The sequence below is a fragment of the Mediterraneibacter hominis genome, assembly GCF_014287475.1.
GTDB lineage: Bacteria > Bacillota > Clostridia > Lachnospirales > Lachnospiraceae > Mediterraneibacter > Mediterraneibacter hominis.
In genome coordinates this window covers 559,859-575,117 of record NZ_JACOPF010000001.1, presented here as the reverse complement: position 1 = coordinate 575,117, position 15,259 = coordinate 559,859, and the positions used below count along the sequence as shown (strand labels likewise).

Sequence of the window (15,259 nt, the reverse complement as noted above, 5' to 3'; positions counted from 1 at the left end):
GGTTTTACACATGAAAAAAGTACAAAAGGGTATGCCTGGTTATTTGAATTACAAAAAGAAAGCAGAGATTTTTCGTACAGTTATTTATTTTGGAATTGTGATTCTGATTTTTTTGCTTGGTTACAGTCAGACACACACACGTCTGAATATGCTTACAGTCGTGGCGGTTCTGGGCTGTCTGCCTGCTTCTAAAGCGCTGGTAGGTGTAATCAGCAGATTCCCGTATCCTTCTGTGGAGGAGAAGCTGGCAAAAGAAGTGAACCATGTTACTACACATCTGACCGTTGGATATGATATGATTATTACAAGTCGGGAAAAGATTATGCCCGTTGACTGTATCGTCATATCAGGGTGCACAGTAGTCGGCTATACCCATTATAGTAAAGTCGATGTAAATGAGGCTTCCAGATATATCAGAAGTATTCTGATCGAAAACCAGTTTTCCGGCGCGCATGTAAAAATATTGAATCAGTATAAAGCGTTTCTGGCACGTGCTGAAGGAATGGACAATATAGCGGCAGTAGAAAAGGAAGATACAAAAGATATGGAGGCGCGTATTCTGCATACGATTTTAAATATTTCTATGTAGAGAGCAGGTAAATAAGACATGAAAGAAATTAATATCTGTGAAAATGAAGCAGGGCAGAGGCTGGATAAGCTGCTTGGAAAATACTTAAAAAATGCTCCGAAAAGTTTTCTGTATAAAATGCTGCGCAAGAAAAATATTACGTTAAACGGAAAAAAAGCAGCGGGGAATGAGAAACTAAATACAGGGGACGTTGTAAGGTTCTTTTTATCAGAGGAGACTATCTGTAAATTTTCGGATACACGTATACAATACACGAAGAAAGCACTGCATATTCTGTATGAAGACAAAAAGGTAATTTTTATTAATAAACCGGTAGGTATGCTTTCACAGAAAGCGCACCCAGGAGACGAATCTTTAGTAGAACATCTTCTTACATATCTTCTAAAAAGCGGGCAGATGAAAGAAGAAGAGCTGCTTACTTTTCGACCGTCTATCTGCAACCGGCTGGACAGAAATACAAGCGGAATCGTCGCGGCGGGAAAAACGCTCGCGGCTCTTCAGCAGTTAACTGCCTGCTTTAGAGAACGAACCGTAAAAAAATATTATCTGTGCCTGGTAAAAGGAAACATACAATCTTCAGAGTGTATTCATGGGTTTCTTACTAAAGACAAAATGTTAAATAAAGTTACGGTTCTAAAAAAATCAGATAAAAAGGAAGGCCACGAGGAGGAAGCCTACATTGAGACAGAATATGTTCCGCTTATTTCTATGGAGGATACGACTCTTTTAAAGGTACATTTGATAACCGGAAAAACGCATCAGATACGTGCGCATCTGGCAAGCATTGGACATCCTTTGATAGGAGACTATAAATATGGAGACCGTAAAATAAACGAATTATATAAAAAAGAGTTTGGCTGTCGTTCACAATTGCTGCATGCATATCGTCTTGTCATGCCCGTCTGTGAAGGCGAGTTAAAAGAAATTTCCGGTATGGCAATTACAGCGCCTCTCCCGTCTTTTTTCGAAAGGATACTGCGTGTGAAAGGAGTGAATCCAGATGGCTACATGGAACTCTAGAGGACTTAGAGGCTCCACGCTGGAAGATTTCATAAACAGAACAAATGAATGGTATGAGGAACTGGGCCTGGCTCTTATTCAAAAGATTCCTACGCCCATTACACCTGTAAAAATAGATAAAGAACACCGTCATATTACGCTGGCATATTTTGATAAAATCAGTACGGTGGATTATATCGGGGCAGTGCAGGGAATTCCTGTCTGTTTTGACGCAAAGGAATGTAGTACAGATACATTTCCCCTACAAAATATCCATGAGCATCAGATACAATTTATGGAAAAATATGAGGCACAGGGCGGCATTTCTTTTCTGCTTCTCTATTTCAGCCATAAAAATGAGCTGTATTATATGCAGTTTACAGAGATATTAAAATTCTGGAAAAGAGCAAAACAGGGAGGCCGGAAAAGTTTTCGGTATGAAGAATTAAATCCTGGATTTTTTATGGAATTTAAAAACAATTGTTTTGTACCGTATCTGGACTATATTCAGAAGGATTTGGACTGCAGGGATTGACATAGAAGAAGAAACTTCGTATAATGACAAAAGGATTTTAGCGTATTAGCACGATAAAGTGAGGAGAAGGATAATTATGGAAGAAAAGCTCCATACACCGGAAGGAGTCCGGGATATTTATAATACAGAATGTAAGAGGAAGCTGACATTGCAGGAAAGGCTGCTGGACACCCTGCATTTATATGGGTATCAGGATATACAGACGCCAACTTTCGAGTTTTTTGACGTATTTCGTAAAGAGATCGGTACAATTTCTGTACGAGAATTATATAAATTTTTTGACAGAGATGGGAATATTTTAGCCCTTCGGCCGGATATTACCCCTTCTGTGGCACGTGCTGCGGCGACACTTTTCGAATCAGAAGATTTTCCGATTCGTCTGTGCTATGTGGGAAATACTTTTATTAATCATTCCAGTTATCAAGGGCGGTTAAAAGAAAACACACAGCTTGGCGCAGAGCTGATTGGTCTGGATTCAACCGCGGCAGACGCGGAAATGCTCGCTATGGTAATTGATGGATTAAAAAAGGTCGGATTAAAAGAATTTCAGGTCAGTGTCGGACATGTCGACTTTATCCAGAGTCTTATGGAGGCGACCGGATTGGAGGAAGAAAAGAAAGAAGAGCTTCATTCTTTAATTACAAACCGGAACTATTTTGGCGTAGAAGAGATTTTAGATACTTGCCGTGTAAAGGGAAGCATCAAAGAAGCATTTCGTATTCTGCCGGAATTGACAGGAGGCCCTGAGATTATGGAGAAAGCGGCGCAGGCTGCACCGTCGGTCAATGCGCGGCTTGCGATTGTAAGACTGCTGAAAATATATAAGCTGCTCACCTTATATGGAGTAGAACAGCATATTACGTTCGATTTGAGTATGAGTGGAAGTTATGGGTATTATACCGGAATTATTTTTAGAGCATATACATATGGGACAGGAGATGCCATTGTTCGTGGAGGCCGTTATGACCATCTTCTAGAGAAATTCGGAAAAAGCACGCCTTCCATTGGATTTGCCATCATTGTAGATGAATTGATGAGCGCATTAAACCGTCAGAAAATTGCAGTGGAAACAAGAGAAATCCATCTGATCGTTTATACAGAGGATACAGAGAAATGGGCACTTTCGCTGGCAAAGAATTTTCGTGCGAAGGGGAAATGTGTCGGCATGTACAAAAGGGAGACCGGAGAGCAGAAGGAGCATTTTATGCAGTATGCAAAAAGACAGAATGTAGTGAGTATGCTATATTTAAGAGACGACTTGAAAATAGAAATGATAAATTTAAAGACCGGAGATGAAAAAACTGTAGATGCAGCGAAAAAGCCGGATTAGAAGGAGCAGATTATGAGATATTTGACATTTGCCCTTACCAAAGGGCGCCTGGCGAGTAAAACGCTGGACATGCTGGAAAAGCTGGGAATTACCTGTGAAGAGATGAAAGATAAAGCTTCCAGAAAACTTATTTTTGTCAATGAGGATTTAAAACTGAAATTTTTTCTGGCGAAAGGGCCAGATGTACCCACCTATGTTGAGTACGGCGCCGCAGATATAGGAGTCGTCGGAAGAGATACGATTGTAGAAGAAGGAAGAAAAGTCCATGAGGTACTGGATCTCGGGTTTGGCGGCTGCAGGATGTGTGTCTGTGGCCATGAAGAGGCAAAAGAGCTGCTCAAGCATCACGAATTGATCCGAGTTGCCACGAAATATCCGAATATTGCAAAAGATTATTTCTATAATAAGAAACACCAGACCGTAGAGATTATCAAAATGCATGGCTCTATTGAACTGGCTCCGATTGTAGGGCTTTCCGAAGTGATTGTAGATATTGTAGAGACAGGTTCTACCTTGAAGGAAAATGGACTGGTTGTCCTGGAGGATGTCTGCTCTTTGTCTGCCCGCATGATTGTAAATCCAGTCAGCATGCGTATGGAAAATGAACGGATCAAAGAATTGATTGTAAATCTTAGAAGGCTGCTGCAGGAAGGGGAGAAAAAAGATGCGCATTGAACAGTTAAACGAAGGCTCAAAAAAGAACCTTTTAGAAGCGTTGTTAAAAAGAAGCCCGAATAGTTACGGAAAATATGAAGCGAGCGTACAGCAAATCATTGAGACAGTAAAAGAAAATAAAGACGAAGCGCTTTTTGAATATACAGAGAAATTTGATGGTTTTCACTTATGCGCAGACACAATTCGAGTGACCGAAGAAGAAATTAAGGAAGCCTACCAGAAGGTAGATGAAGAACTTCTTAAGATTATCCGCCAAGCGCTGCAAAATATCAAGGATTACCACGCAAAGCAAATGCAGTATAGTTGGTTTGACAGTAAACCAGACGGTACGATACTCGGACAGAAGGTGACTGCGATACAAAAAGCTGGCGTCTATGTTCCGGGAGGAAAGGCAGCATATCCATCCTCTGTTTTGATGAACATCCTTCCTGCAAAGGTAGCGGGGGTGGAAAAAATTATCATGGTAACACCGCCGGATAAGGAAGGGAAGATTACGCCGACTACACTGGTGGCAGCAAATGAGGCCGGCGCAGACGAGATCTACAAAGTCGGAGGCGCCCAGGCGATTGCAGCGCTCGCCTATGGGACGGAGAGTATACCGAAGGTAGATAAAATCGTAGGCCCGGGGAACATCTATGTTGCGCTGGCAAAGAAGGCTGTCTATGGACATGTGAGTATTGATTCTATTGCAGGGCCAAGTGAGATTTTGGTTTTGGCGGATGAGACAGCAAATCCGCGGTATGTGGCGGCAGATTTGCTGTCTCAGGCAGAGCATGACGAGCTTGCCTCTGCAATTTTAGTGACGACAAGCCGCCCGTTTGCAGAAGAAGTCTCCAGGCAGGCAGACCAGTTTATCGCAGAGCTTTCCAGAGGAGATATTATCTCGAAATCTCTGGAGAATTACGGACATATTTTAATAGCAGATACAATGGAGGAGGCAATTGACGCGGCAAATGAGATCGCCTCGGAGCATCTGGAAATTATGACGGCGAACCCGTTTGAAGTAATGACAAAAATTCGAAATGCGGGTGCAATTTTTATCGGGGAATATGCAAGTGAGCCGTTAGGTGATTATTTTGCAGGGCCGAATCACGTCTTGCCTACAAACGGAACAGCCAAATTTTTCTCCCCGCTTTCGGTTGACGATTTCCTGAAGAAATCCAGCATCATCTCCTACTCAAAGGAGGCTCTTAAGGCTGTTCATAAAGAGATTGAACAGTTTGCCAGGGCGGAAAGACTGACGGCGCATGCAAACTCTGTCAAAGTCCGTTTTGAAAAGGAGGACGGAGTATGAAACGTATAGGAAGTTGTACAAGAAAGACAAAAGAAACGGATATTTCTCTGACCATTTGTCTGGACGGGCAAGGGCAAAATCATATTGACACAGGAATCCCATTTTTTGATCATATGCTGGATGGATTTGCGCGGCATGGCTTGTTTGATTTAGATGTCTGTGTACGCGGGGATCTTGAGGTAGACAGCCACCATACCATTGAAGATACAGGAATTGTACTTGGACAAGCGATAGCAAAGGCTCTGGGGGACAAGGCAGGGATCAAACGATATGGATTTTTCATCCTTCCGATGGATGAGACACTTGCTTTGAGCGCTGTTGATCTGTCCGGCAGGCCATATTTTAAATATGATGCTTCCTTTTCCGTTCCATTTCTTGGGAAAATGGATACAGAAATGATCAAAGAATTTTTCTATGCAGTATCTTATAGCGCAGCGATGAACCTCCATTTGAAAATTCTGGAGAGCGGAAACAATCACCATATGGCGGAAGCACTGTTCAAGGCATTTGGAAAGGCGCTGGATGCTGCGACAACAGAAGAACCCAGGATAAAAGAAGTGTGGTCTACAAAGGGCAGCTTATAAAGGAGATAGGAGAAATGAGCTATAAAAGATTGACTCCATGTATTTTTATTGATGGAGGAAAAGCGGTAACTTGGTTTGACAACAGAGAAGTCATTGCAGCGGACGTTGTTGCTTTGGCGAAGCATTACAGTGAAATGGGGGCAGATGAACTGATTATTTTTGACTTGTCTAATTCCGACGAAGAGCATGACGAGGCGATTGACTTGATGAAGAAAATTCATCGTGTGATCCGTATTCCAATGATAGCGGGCGGAAATATTCGCAGGCAGGAGGATGTGAAAAAGATTCTCTACGCCGGAGCAAAACGGGCAATGCTCAATTTTTCCAAACAGACCTCTATAGAACTGATTGAAGAGGTATCCAAACGTTTTGGAAAAGAACGGATTGCTGTTTCTCTGAATGACTTTGACGCTCTGTTTAAACAGCAGCATTTAATTGAGGAATACAGCACAGAGATTGTATTCATGCATCGCCTGGATTTAAATTCTGTAATGAATATTACCGAAATTCCATGTGTCGTGGTCACTGATACAATGGAACAGAATGAAATTCTTAAAATTTTAAAATGCGACGGGGTAAAAGGTGTATCTGGTATGTTTATCAGTCAAAAAAGGATGGACTTTAATGCGTTTAAGGAAATCTGTGCAAAAGAAGGAATTAAGATGACCTCCTTTGAAAGCTTGATGGATTTTTCAGAGTTTCAGTTAAATTCTGATGGCCTGCTTCCTGTTGTCGTGCAAGATTTTAAGACAAATGAAGTGCTGATGATGGCATATATGAATGAGGAAGCATTTGAAAATACGGTGAAAACAGGCAGGATGACTTACTACAGCAGGAGCCGGAAATCCCAGTGGGTCAAAGGAGAAACTTCCGGTCATTTTCAATATGTACGGACACTTGCTATAGACTGTGATAAGGATACCCTTCTGGCAAAGGTAGAACAAATTGGGGCAGCATGCCATACTGGAAACAGAACCTGCTTTTATCAGCCGATTGTAGGAAATGATTATGATGCTAAGAATCCTCTCCAGATTTTTGAAAATGTATATCATACGATTTTAGACAGAAAGGCACATCCCAAAGAAGGGTCTTACACAAATTATCTGTTTGAGAAAGGCATCGACAAGATATTGAAGAAGGTAGGAGAGGAAGCAACAGAAATTGTAATTGCGGCAAAAAATCCGAATCCGGAAGAAATCAAATATGAAATTTCAGATTTCCTTTATCACGTAATGGTTCTTATGGCGGAAAAAAATGTAACATGGGAAGACATCACAAAGGAACTTGCAGAGCGCTAGTGTGGCGGACGATTGTACATCTGCCGTTACCGTTCTAAAAATTTTTTTAAAGACATAGGATATGGTAGAAACCATATCCTATGTCTTTTGTCTATTTCCTTGTTACAAATAGAGTTTTGAAAGGAGTGCTGTAATATTGACAGAATCAGAAAAACGGCGCCGCGATCTTCTGCGCCAGACACGAAAACTATATGATGAAAATACCTCTCTCCCAGCGGTTCATCCACGTTATGGAAACTTAATTCACGAATTGTATGACAAAGAGGAACAGGAAGAACCGCACAGCAGCTTTTTCTTTCGCGCTGCGTTGGGAATCTTATGTTTTGTCTGTTATATATGCATAGACACAAATAAAATAGAAGTGGCAGAGGTAGGAAGTGAACAGATTGTCAATCAGATTGAAAAACAAATGAACGTAGAGGCATTAGAGGAAGTTTGGAAGCAGCTATAAAATGAAATATTTCTTGTGAAGATAACCTGAAAATGATATAATGAAGCCGCTGCAAATGAAAAAAAATATATAGGAGAATCCTATGCGAAAATTAGCATTAGAAGATGAAATATTATTAAATATTGAAAAACCTGCGCGTTATATAGGCGGGGAATTAAATGCCGTTATGAAAAAACAGGAGGAAACAGACATTCATTTTGCCATCTGCTTTCCAGATGTGTACGAAGTAGGAATGTCTCATTTAGGTATTCAGATTCTGTACGATATGTTCAATAAACGAAGTGATGTATGGTGTGAACGGGTGTATTCTCCCTGGACTGACCTGGACAAAATTATGAGGGAGAGGGAGATTCCGCTTTTTTCTCTGGAATCACAGACACCTGTCAGAGAGTTCGATTTTCTTGGAATTACGATTCAATTTGAGATGTGTTATACCAACATTCTACAGGTGCTTGATTTAAGTAAAATTCCACTTCACGCAAAGGAGCGTCAGGACAAAGATCCCATTGTAATCGGCGGAGGCCCTTGCACATATAATCCGGAACCTCTGGCAGAATTTTTCGATTTGTTTTATATCGGAGAGGGCGAGACGGTATATGATACACTGTTCGATGTATATAAACAGTGCAGACGCGAAGGCAGAACCAGGACTGAATTTTTAGAACGCGCTGCCAGGATAGAGGGAATCTATGTGCCGCAATTCTACGAAGCAGAGTATAATGAGGACGGAACACTTGCGGCATTTTACCCTACGAACCCGCATGCGCCCTCTGTGGTAAAAAAACAGATCGTAATGGATGTGACACATGCGCCCTACCCCGAAGCTCCGGTTGTTCCTTTTATCAAAGCAGTACAGGACAGAGTTGTTTTGGAAATTCAGAGAGGTTGTATACGTGGATGCAGATTCTGTCAGGCCGGCATGCTGTATCGTCCTACAAGAGAGAGAGATGTAGAACACCTAAAACAGCTCGCGAAAAAAATGTTGAAGAATACAGGACACGAGGAAATTTCCTTAAGTTCACTAAGCTCCAGTGATTATTCCAAGTTAAAGGAGCTGGTTTCATTTTTAATCGATGAATTCCATGAAAAAGGTATCAATATTTCTCTGCCATCTCTACGAATTGATGCGTTTTCTCTGGATGTTATGAAAAAAGTACAGGATATTCGGAAAAGCAGTTTGACGTTTGCACCGGAAGCGGGCTCGCAAAGAATGCGCAATGTTATCAACAAAGGACTGACGGAGGAAATGATTTTAGAGGGGGCCGGACAAGCCTTTGAAGGAGGCTGGACAAAAGTGAAGCTGTATTTTATGCTGGGGCTTCCGACAGAGACAGAAGATGACATGAAAGAAATTGCGCGGCTTTCGGACAAGGTGGCGCGGAGATATTATGAAATTCCAAAGGAACAAAGGCATGGAAAATGCCAGATTACGGCAAGTTCTTCCTTCTTTGTTCCCAAACCCTTTACACCATTTCAATGGGCGCCAATGCTGACAAGCAGTGAATATATGCATCGGGCGGCAGTTGTAAACCAGGAGTTTAAAGAGCAGCTCAACAGAAAAAGCCTGAAATATAACTGGCATGACGCACAAGTCACTGTCTTAGAAGGCGTGATGGCACGCGGGGACAGGAAAATAGGACGGGTGATAGAAGAGGCATACCGTTTGGGGTGTCTTTATGACTCCTGGACAGAGTCTTTTCATAATGAACTTTGGATGCAGGCATTTGAAAATACAGGCACAGACATCGCATTTTATACACTTCGTGAAAGAGACGAAAAAGAACGATTCCCCTGGGAGTTTATTGATATTGGAGTAACACGTGGATTTTTGAGAAAAGAATGGGAACGTGCCATGAAAGGAGAGATAACTTTAAACTGTAAAGAAAAATGTTCTGGCTGCGGGGCTGCATCCTTTGGAGGAGGTGTTTGTTTTGAAAGCAAGAATTAAATTCAGAAAGTACGGAGCCATGCGTTTTATCGGGCATCTGGATGTGATGCGCTTTTTCCAGAAGGTCATGCGCAGGGCGGAAATACCGATTGCATTTACAGGAGGATTCAGTCCCCATATGATTATGTCTTTTGCGAATCCCCTGGGTATTGGACTTTCCAGTGATGGGGAATATTTTGACATCGAATTAAAGGAACCGATAGAAAGCAAAGAAGCTGTCAGACGAATGAATGAAGCGTGTGTAGAAGGGATAGAGGTCATTAGCTTCAAAAAAATTGCAGATGAGAAGAAAATGACCGGTATGACAATCCTGGCTGCGGCAGATTACCTGACAAGCGTTGCAGCAGGACAGCTTCCGGCAGATTGGACAAAACAGCTTACATCATTTTACAGTCAGCCGGAAATATGGATTTTAAAACAGACAAAGAGAAGTGAACGGGAAGTAAATATCCGTCCTCTTATTTATCGGCTTGAACCACAGGAAGACAAAATATACATGCAGGTAGCTGCCGGAAGTAAAGAGAATGTAAAACCAGGACTTGTTATGGAAGCATTCTTAAACTTTCTTAAGCTTTCTCCCAAAGAGTTCAAATTTTTCCACCATCGAATGGAGATGTATGCAGATACAGGAGATGAGAAAGAAAAGAAACTGGTTGCACTAGAAGCATTGGGAAAAGATATAACACAAACGTATGCCTGAACATATTTGGAGGAAAAAATGTGTCAAAAGAGAAAAGTTTTGATCATTCTTAAGGAAACGACGGTATGGACTTACTTTTTAGAAGAGGATAAAATCGTGGAGATACACTGCTCTCCCTTAAAGAATGAAGATCAGAAAAGAGAGCCGGAGCTTGGAAATATTTATGTAGGAAGAGTCAAGACAATCGTGGCAAATATTGGAGCCGCCTTTATCGAAATTCAGAAAGGAATTACCTGTTATTACGATATAAGCCAGGCAGAACATGCTTTTTTTACAGATAAAAAGGGGAAAAAGCCAATTTGTATAGATGATGAGCTGCTCGTGCAGATAAATAAAGAAGCAGTAAAAACAAAAGCGGCGACCGTCACAAGCAACATAAGTCTCACAGGCAGGTTCGCTGTTTTGACACATGGAAATACCCGCATCGGTGTATCAGGCAAATTGCCGAAAGAACAAAAAGAAGCATACAAAGCAGAGCTTGCCCATCTTAAGAATGATGCTTTTGGAGTGATTGTCCGTACCAACGCGGCGACAGTTTCTTTTGATGAAGTGCTCAAGGAAATATACAGGCTGAAAGAAGAATATGATGCTATTTTGCAAAGGGCCAGGACAAGACCCTGTTATTCCTGTCTAAAATCGGCACCTCCGGCTTATATTACAGATTTAAAAAATGTGTATACAGAGGGACTAGAAGAAATTGTTGTAGAAAGCAATGAATTGTATACAAGAATACATAATTATTTTGAAAAGGAACAACCTGAAATTCTGCCTAAATTGAGGCTTTATGAAGATAAACAGCTCTCTCTTTCTAAATTGTACAGTACAGAGCAGGCATTAGAGCGAGCGTTGAAAGAACATGTGTGGTTGAAAAATGGAGGATACCTGGTTGTTCAGCCGACAGAAGCGCTGACGGTAATAGATGTCAATTCCGGTAAGTATACTGCAAAAAAGAAATGCCAGGATGCAGGCTTTAGGGTGAATTTAGAGGCTGCAAAAGAGGCAGCACATCAAATTAGAATTCGGAATCTTTCTGGAATAATTATAGTGGATTTTATCAATATGGATTCCGACGAAGAATGGAAGGCGCTCCTGAAGGAATTCAAAGCATATCTAGAAAAAGACCCAATACAGACGACACTTGTAGATGTCACACCACTGCAGTTGGTAGAGATAACAAGGAAAAAAGTACGCAAACCATTGCACGAAGTAGTTGCCGCTATAAATTGCATACAATAATACGATTTATTTTTGTTTTATATAAGAATTGTATTTTTAAATATTACTTCACTTCTAAGATTGTATAATCGTATACAATAATAAAGGAGGAAACATGAGTAAAAAAGAATTAAAGACAAATGCTATGCGGATTTTAGACAGAAATAAAATTTCATATGAATACCAGACTTATGACTGTGCTGTTTTTATAGATGGAATTACTGCGGCAGATAAAGCCGGACTTCCACGCGCATATGTGTATAAAACCCTTGTAACGACAGGAAAAAGCGGGGAATATTATGTATTTGTCATACCGATAGAAGCGGAATTAGATTTAAAAAAAGCGGCGCGTACAGTAAAGGAAAAGGCATTGGAAATGCTTCCGGTAAAACAATTGCCCGCTGTGACAGGTTATATAAGGGGCGGGTGCACTGCAATCGGGATGAAAAAACAATATTCTACGGTGATCGACACCACCGCCCAAAAGCTGGAATTTTTGTACGTCAGCGGTGGAAAACCAGGCATGCAGATAAAGCTGCGTCCGGTTGATTTGAAAGAGACAGTGGGTGCACAATATGCGGACGTCATAAAATAAAGATTTACAAGACTTTAAAGAAGCGGTATAATATGGTACTAGAATGCGGAGAATACAGGATTTTCCCACTAATAGCGAAAAAACTGTCTGGAGGAAATAGAAAAGATGAAGAAAGTAGTAAAATTTGGCGGAAGCTCTCTGGCAAGCGCTGAACAATTTAAAAAGGTAGGAGAAATTATCCGCCAGGATTCGGCAAGACGTTATGTAGTTCCGTCTGCTCCGGGGAAACGCTTTTCAGGAGATACAAAAGTAACGGATATGCTGTACAACTGTTATGCAGCGGCAGTGAAAGAAAAAAAATTTGTAGATTTGCTGGAACAAATTCACGAAAGATATCAGGAGATTATAGACGGCTTAAATCTGGATCTTTCCTTAGATGAAGAGTTTCATATAATACAGGAAAATTTCAGCAAAAAAATCGGAAGAGATTATGCCGCTTCACGAGGAGAATATTTAAACGGAATTATTATGGCAGCATATTTAGGATTTGAGTTTATCGATGCCGCGCAGATTATCCGTTTTAATGATGACGGCAGCTTTAATGATGAGGTTACAAATATGCTGCTGTCTGAAAGACTGGCGAATATGGAGAATGCTGTGATACCTGGATTCTATGGGGCAAAGGAGGATGGTACTGTTGTAACGTTCTCAAGAGGAGGCTCTGATGTAAGCGGTTCCCTGGTTGCGCTGGCAGTACATGCGGATTTGTATGAGAACTGGACAGATGTATCTGGTTTTTTAATTGCGGATCCTCGGATTGTCAAGAATCCAAAATCCATTGAGACGATCACATATAAAGAACTGCGAGAGCTTTCTTATATGGGAGCCAGTGTTTTGCATGAGGATGCGATTTTCCCTGTGAGAAAAGCGGGAATCCCGATTAATATTCGTAATACCAATGCACCCCAGGATAAGGGAACACTTATTGTAGAAGGAACATGCAGGCAGCCCAAATACACGATTACAGGAATTGCAGGAACAGACGGCTTTGTTTCTATTACGATTGAAAAGGCGATGATGAATTCAGAAATTGGATTCTGCCGGAAAGTTCTGCAGGTATTTGAAGAAAATAACATTTCTATTGAACATATGCCTTCTGGTATTGATACAATGACTATTTTTGTGCACAAAAATGAATTTGAAGAGAAGGAACAGAGAATTCTTGCAGGTATCCACAAGGCAGTAAATCCAGATCACATTGAGCTTGAGTCGGATCTTGCACTGATTGCTGTTGTAGGGCGTGGTATGCGTTCTACGCGCGGGACAGCCGGAAGAATTTTTTCCGCCTTAGCACACGCCCATATTAATGTAAAAATGATCGATCAGGGCTCCAGCGAGTTAAATATCATTGTCGGAGTCAGACATGATGAATTTAAAAATGCGATTCGGGCATTATATGAAATTTTTGTATTGACACAGATTTAAGTGGATAAAAGAAAAAAGGCGGCGGAATCAAATGAACATTTTGTTCTTTTTAAAACCCAAAAATGAAGTTGCATATATTTATGACTATGCTACGCTTCGCCAGGTGCTTGAGACTATGGAATATCACAAATATGCGTCTATTCCTATGTTGAACCGTGAAGGAGAATATGTGGGTACAATTACAGAAGGTGACATTCTCTGGGGAATTAAAACCTATACGGATTTAAATTTAAAAGAGGCCGAGTCCATCCTTATACAGGATTTCCCACGAAAAGCAGATTACGACGTGGTATCTGCAGATTCAGACATGGAGGACTTGGTTAAAAAGGCAATGAATCAAAATTTTGTGCCTGTGGTAGATGATCAGAAGAAATTTATTGGCATTATAACGCGGCGAAGTATCATTGAATACTGCTATGAACGCCTGGAAGACTGTGATAAATGAATTTTTTCTTGAAATCTATTGACGTATTGAGAATGATTATGATATACTACACTAGTATGCCGCACAATGAGGTATTTTAAGTTCTGTTTTTACAGGCAGACACCATAATTGGCGAGTAATGTTAATAGGAGGTGCCATATGTACGCAATTATAGCAACAGGTGGTAAACAGTACAAAGTAGCTGAAGGCGATATCATTAAGGTAGAAAAGCTTGGTGTAGAAGCCGGTGAAACTTATACGTTTGATCAGGTACTTGCAGTAAATAATGACAAACTGGTTGTTGGAAATCCGACAGTTGCAGGGGCAACAGTAACAGCTTCTGTAGTTGAAAACGGAAAGGCAAAAAAGGTAATTGTTTACAAGTACAAGAGAAAAACTGGATACCATAAGAAAAATGGTCACAGACAGCAGTATACAGCTGTTAAGATTGAAAAAATCAACGCTTAACCAGGTGTTTTGATGATTCAGATTACAATTTATAAAAACAAAAAGCATGAATATATGGGATTTGATGTAGACGGACATGCAGGATTTGACGACAGCGGGCATGACATTGTCTGTGCTGCTGTATCTGCACTTGTCATTAACACAATAAATTCTGTTGAAAGATTTACTTCAGATAAGACAAGTTCTGTTTCGGATGAAGAAAAAGGCAGAGTAGAGTTCCGTTTTTTAAATTCCCCTTCGCAGGACGCGGAGCTTCTGTTGAAGTCGATGATTCTCGGAGTTGAGGAGATTGAAAACAGCAGGGAATATGATTCATACATTGACATAATTTTCAAGGAGGTGTAAATACTATGATGAAGATGAACCTTCAGTTTTTTGCGCATAAAAAAGGAGTTGGTTCTTCCAAGAACGGACGTGATTCCGAGTCAAAAAGATTAGGAGCGAAAAGAGCAGACGGACAGTTTGTAAAAGCTGGAAATATCCTTTACAGACAGCGCGGAACCAGAATTCATCCAGGCGTGAATGTCGGCCGCGGCGGAGACGATACTTTATTTGCATTGGTAGATGGTGTCGTAAGATATGAAAGAAAAGGAAGAGATAAGAAACAGGTTTCTATCTATCCAGTGGCTGAATAATAGTATAACAGTGAAGCCTCAGACTTTTCGGTCTGGGGCTTTTATGCTATTTTTCTTAATAAACTTAGAAATGTAGAACAAATGGTAAAAAGGA

At 40.9% G+C, this 15,259-nt stretch carries 18 protein-coding genes; all 18 read left to right on the top strand.

Features of this window, described 5'->3' with window-relative positions; all coding sequences use genetic code 11:
- The first annotated feature begins 10 nt into the window (after nucleotides 1-10).
- Complete coding sequence (locus tag H8S37_RS02675) at nucleotides 11-589, top strand: hypothetical protein (protein ID WP_186874503.1); 579 nt, start codon at nucleotides 11-13, stop codon at nucleotides 587-589.
- Between the two features lie 18 nt (nucleotides 590-607).
- A complete protein-coding gene (locus H8S37_RS02670; RefSeq protein ID WP_186874502.1) occupies nucleotides 608-1,609 on the top strand; it encodes an RluA family pseudouridine synthase in 1,002 nt (333 codons plus the stop codon).
- The gene (locus H8S37_RS02665; RefSeq protein ID WP_186874501.1) at nucleotides 1,590-2,123 is read left to right on the top strand and encodes a Holliday junction resolvase RecU; all 534 of its coding nucleotides are present in this window, start codon (nucleotides 1,590-1,592) and stop codon (nucleotides 2,121-2,123) included. Before H8S37_RS02670 ends, H8S37_RS02665 begins: the two co-directional genes overlap by 20 nt.
- A 76-nt stretch (nucleotides 2,124-2,199) precedes the next feature.
- The gene (gene hisZ, locus H8S37_RS02660) at nucleotides 2,200-3,453 is read left to right on the top strand and encodes an ATP phosphoribosyltransferase regulatory subunit (RefSeq protein ID WP_186874500.1); all 1,254 of its coding nucleotides are present in this window, start codon (nucleotides 2,200-2,202) and stop codon (nucleotides 3,451-3,453) included.
- A 12-nt stretch (nucleotides 3,454-3,465) separates the two neighbouring features.
- Nucleotides 3,466-4,128 (top strand): ATP phosphoribosyltransferase, encoded by a 663-nt coding sequence (gene hisG / locus H8S37_RS02655; protein ID WP_186874499.1) that lies wholly within the window; start codon nucleotides 3,466-3,468, stop codon nucleotides 4,126-4,128.
- On the top strand, nucleotides 4,118-5,422 hold the full coding sequence (gene hisD / locus H8S37_RS02650) for a histidinol dehydrogenase (RefSeq protein ID WP_186874498.1): 1,305 nt from the start codon (nucleotides 4,118-4,120) through the stop codon (nucleotides 5,420-5,422). Before hisG ends, hisD begins: the two co-directional genes overlap by 11 nt.
- The gene (hisB, locus tag H8S37_RS02645) at nucleotides 5,419-6,006 is read left to right on the top strand and encodes an imidazoleglycerol-phosphate dehydratase HisB (protein WP_186874497.1); all 588 of its coding nucleotides are present in this window, start codon (nucleotides 5,419-5,421) and stop codon (nucleotides 6,004-6,006) included. Before hisD ends, hisB begins: the two co-directional genes overlap by 4 nt.
- Nucleotides 6,007-6,020: 14 nt before the next feature.
- Complete coding sequence (gene hisIE, locus H8S37_RS02640) at nucleotides 6,021-7,304, top strand: bifunctional phosphoribosyl-AMP cyclohydrolase/phosphoribosyl-ATP diphosphatase HisIE (protein ID WP_186874496.1); 1,284 nt, start codon at nucleotides 6,021-6,023, stop codon at nucleotides 7,302-7,304.
- Between the two features lie 136 nt (nucleotides 7,305-7,440).
- The gene (locus H8S37_RS02635; RefSeq protein ID WP_186874495.1) at nucleotides 7,441-7,755 is read left to right on the top strand and encodes a hypothetical protein; all 315 of its coding nucleotides are present in this window, start codon (nucleotides 7,441-7,443) and stop codon (nucleotides 7,753-7,755) included.
- 82 nt (nucleotides 7,756-7,837) lie between these two features.
- A complete protein-coding gene (locus H8S37_RS02630; protein ID WP_186874494.1) occupies nucleotides 7,838-9,703 on the top strand; it encodes a TIGR03960 family B12-binding radical SAM protein in 1,866 nt (621 codons plus the stop codon).
- Nucleotides 9,687-10,403 (top strand): TIGR03936 family radical SAM-associated protein, encoded by a 717-nt coding sequence (locus H8S37_RS02625; protein ID WP_186874493.1) that lies wholly within the window; start codon nucleotides 9,687-9,689, stop codon nucleotides 10,401-10,403. The genes H8S37_RS02630 and H8S37_RS02625 overlap by 17 nt, the downstream gene beginning before the upstream one ends.
- 18 nt (nucleotides 10,404-10,421) lie before the next feature.
- The gene (locus H8S37_RS02620; RefSeq protein ID WP_186874492.1) at nucleotides 10,422-11,639 is read left to right on the top strand and encodes a ribonuclease E/G; all 1,218 of its coding nucleotides are present in this window, start codon (nucleotides 10,422-10,424) and stop codon (nucleotides 11,637-11,639) included.
- 94 nt (nucleotides 11,640-11,733) lie between these two features.
- The gene (ybaK, locus tag H8S37_RS02615) at nucleotides 11,734-12,213 is read left to right on the top strand and encodes a Cys-tRNA(Pro) deacylase (protein WP_186874491.1); all 480 of its coding nucleotides are present in this window, start codon (nucleotides 11,734-11,736) and stop codon (nucleotides 12,211-12,213) included.
- 105 nt (nucleotides 12,214-12,318) lie between these two features.
- Nucleotides 12,319-13,638: an aspartate kinase gene (locus tag H8S37_RS02610; RefSeq protein WP_186874490.1), complete on the top strand. Its 1,320-nt coding sequence runs from the start codon at nucleotides 12,319-12,321 to the stop codon at nucleotides 13,636-13,638.
- 31 nt (nucleotides 13,639-13,669) lie between these two features.
- A complete protein-coding gene (locus H8S37_RS02605; RefSeq protein ID WP_186874489.1) occupies nucleotides 13,670-14,083 on the top strand; it encodes a CBS domain-containing protein in 414 nt (137 codons plus the stop codon).
- A 138-nt stretch (nucleotides 14,084-14,221) separates the two neighbouring features.
- Nucleotides 14,222-14,530: a 50S ribosomal protein L21 gene (gene rplU, locus H8S37_RS02600; protein WP_186874488.1), complete on the top strand. Its 309-nt coding sequence runs from the start codon at nucleotides 14,222-14,224 to the stop codon at nucleotides 14,528-14,530.
- Nucleotides 14,531-14,542: 12 nt separating this feature from the next.
- A complete protein-coding gene (locus H8S37_RS02595; RefSeq protein WP_186874487.1) occupies nucleotides 14,543-14,875 on the top strand; it encodes a ribosomal-processing cysteine protease Prp in 333 nt (110 codons plus the stop codon).
- A gap of 5 nt (nucleotides 14,876-14,880) precedes the next feature.
- On the top strand, nucleotides 14,881-15,165 hold the full coding sequence (rpmA, locus tag H8S37_RS02590; protein ID WP_059069518.1) for a 50S ribosomal protein L27: 285 nt from the start codon (nucleotides 14,881-14,883) through the stop codon (nucleotides 15,163-15,165).
- Nucleotides 15,166-15,259 lie beyond the last annotated feature (94 nt).

What these genes read in the sequence shown, in the direction of transcription:
- H8S37_RS02675 (WP_186874503.1), top strand. Translation starts at nt 11, where the DNA reads ATGAAAAAAGTACAAAAGGGTATGCCTGGTTATTTGAATTACAAAAAG.
- H8S37_RS02670 (WP_186874502.1), top strand. Translation starts at nt 608, where the DNA reads ATGAAAGAAATTAATATCTGTGAAAATGAAGCAGGGCAGAGGCTGGAT.
- H8S37_RS02665 (WP_186874501.1), top strand. Translation starts at nt 1,590, where the DNA reads ATGGCTACATGGAACTCTAGAGGACTTAGAGGCTCCACGCTGGAAGAT.
- hisZ (WP_186874500.1), top strand. Translation starts at nt 2,200, where the DNA reads ATGGAAGAAAAGCTCCATACACCGGAAGGAGTCCGGGATATTTATAAT.
- hisG (WP_186874499.1), top strand. Translation starts at nt 3,466, where the DNA reads ATGAGATATTTGACATTTGCCCTTACCAAAGGGCGCCTGGCGAGTAAA.
- hisD (WP_186874498.1), top strand. Translation starts at nt 4,118, where the DNA reads ATGCGCATTGAACAGTTAAACGAAGGCTCAAAAAAGAACCTTTTAGAA.
- hisB (WP_186874497.1), top strand. Translation starts at nt 5,419, where the DNA reads ATGAAACGTATAGGAAGTTGTACAAGAAAGACAAAAGAAACGGATATT.
- hisIE (WP_186874496.1), top strand. Translation starts at nt 6,021, where the DNA reads ATGAGCTATAAAAGATTGACTCCATGTATTTTTATTGATGGAGGAAAA.
- H8S37_RS02630 (WP_186874494.1), top strand. Translation starts at nt 7,838, where the DNA reads ATGCGAAAATTAGCATTAGAAGATGAAATATTATTAAATATTGAAAAA.
- H8S37_RS02620 (WP_186874492.1), top strand. Translation starts at nt 10,422, where the DNA reads ATGTGTCAAAAGAGAAAAGTTTTGATCATTCTTAAGGAAACGACGGTA.
- ybaK (WP_186874491.1), top strand. Translation starts at nt 11,734, where the DNA reads ATGAGTAAAAAAGAATTAAAGACAAATGCTATGCGGATTTTAGACAGA.
- H8S37_RS02610 (WP_186874490.1), top strand. Translation starts at nt 12,319, where the DNA reads ATGAAGAAAGTAGTAAAATTTGGCGGAAGCTCTCTGGCAAGCGCTGAA.
- H8S37_RS02605 (WP_186874489.1), top strand. Translation starts at nt 13,670, where the DNA reads ATGAACATTTTGTTCTTTTTAAAACCCAAAAATGAAGTTGCATATATT.
- rplU (WP_186874488.1), top strand. Translation starts at nt 14,222, where the DNA reads ATGTACGCAATTATAGCAACAGGTGGTAAACAGTACAAAGTAGCTGAA.
- H8S37_RS02595 (WP_186874487.1), top strand. Translation starts at nt 14,543, where the DNA reads ATGATTCAGATTACAATTTATAAAAACAAAAAGCATGAATATATGGGA.
- rpmA (WP_059069518.1), top strand. Translation starts at nt 14,881, where the DNA reads ATGATGAAGATGAACCTTCAGTTTTTTGCGCATAAAAAAGGAGTTGGT.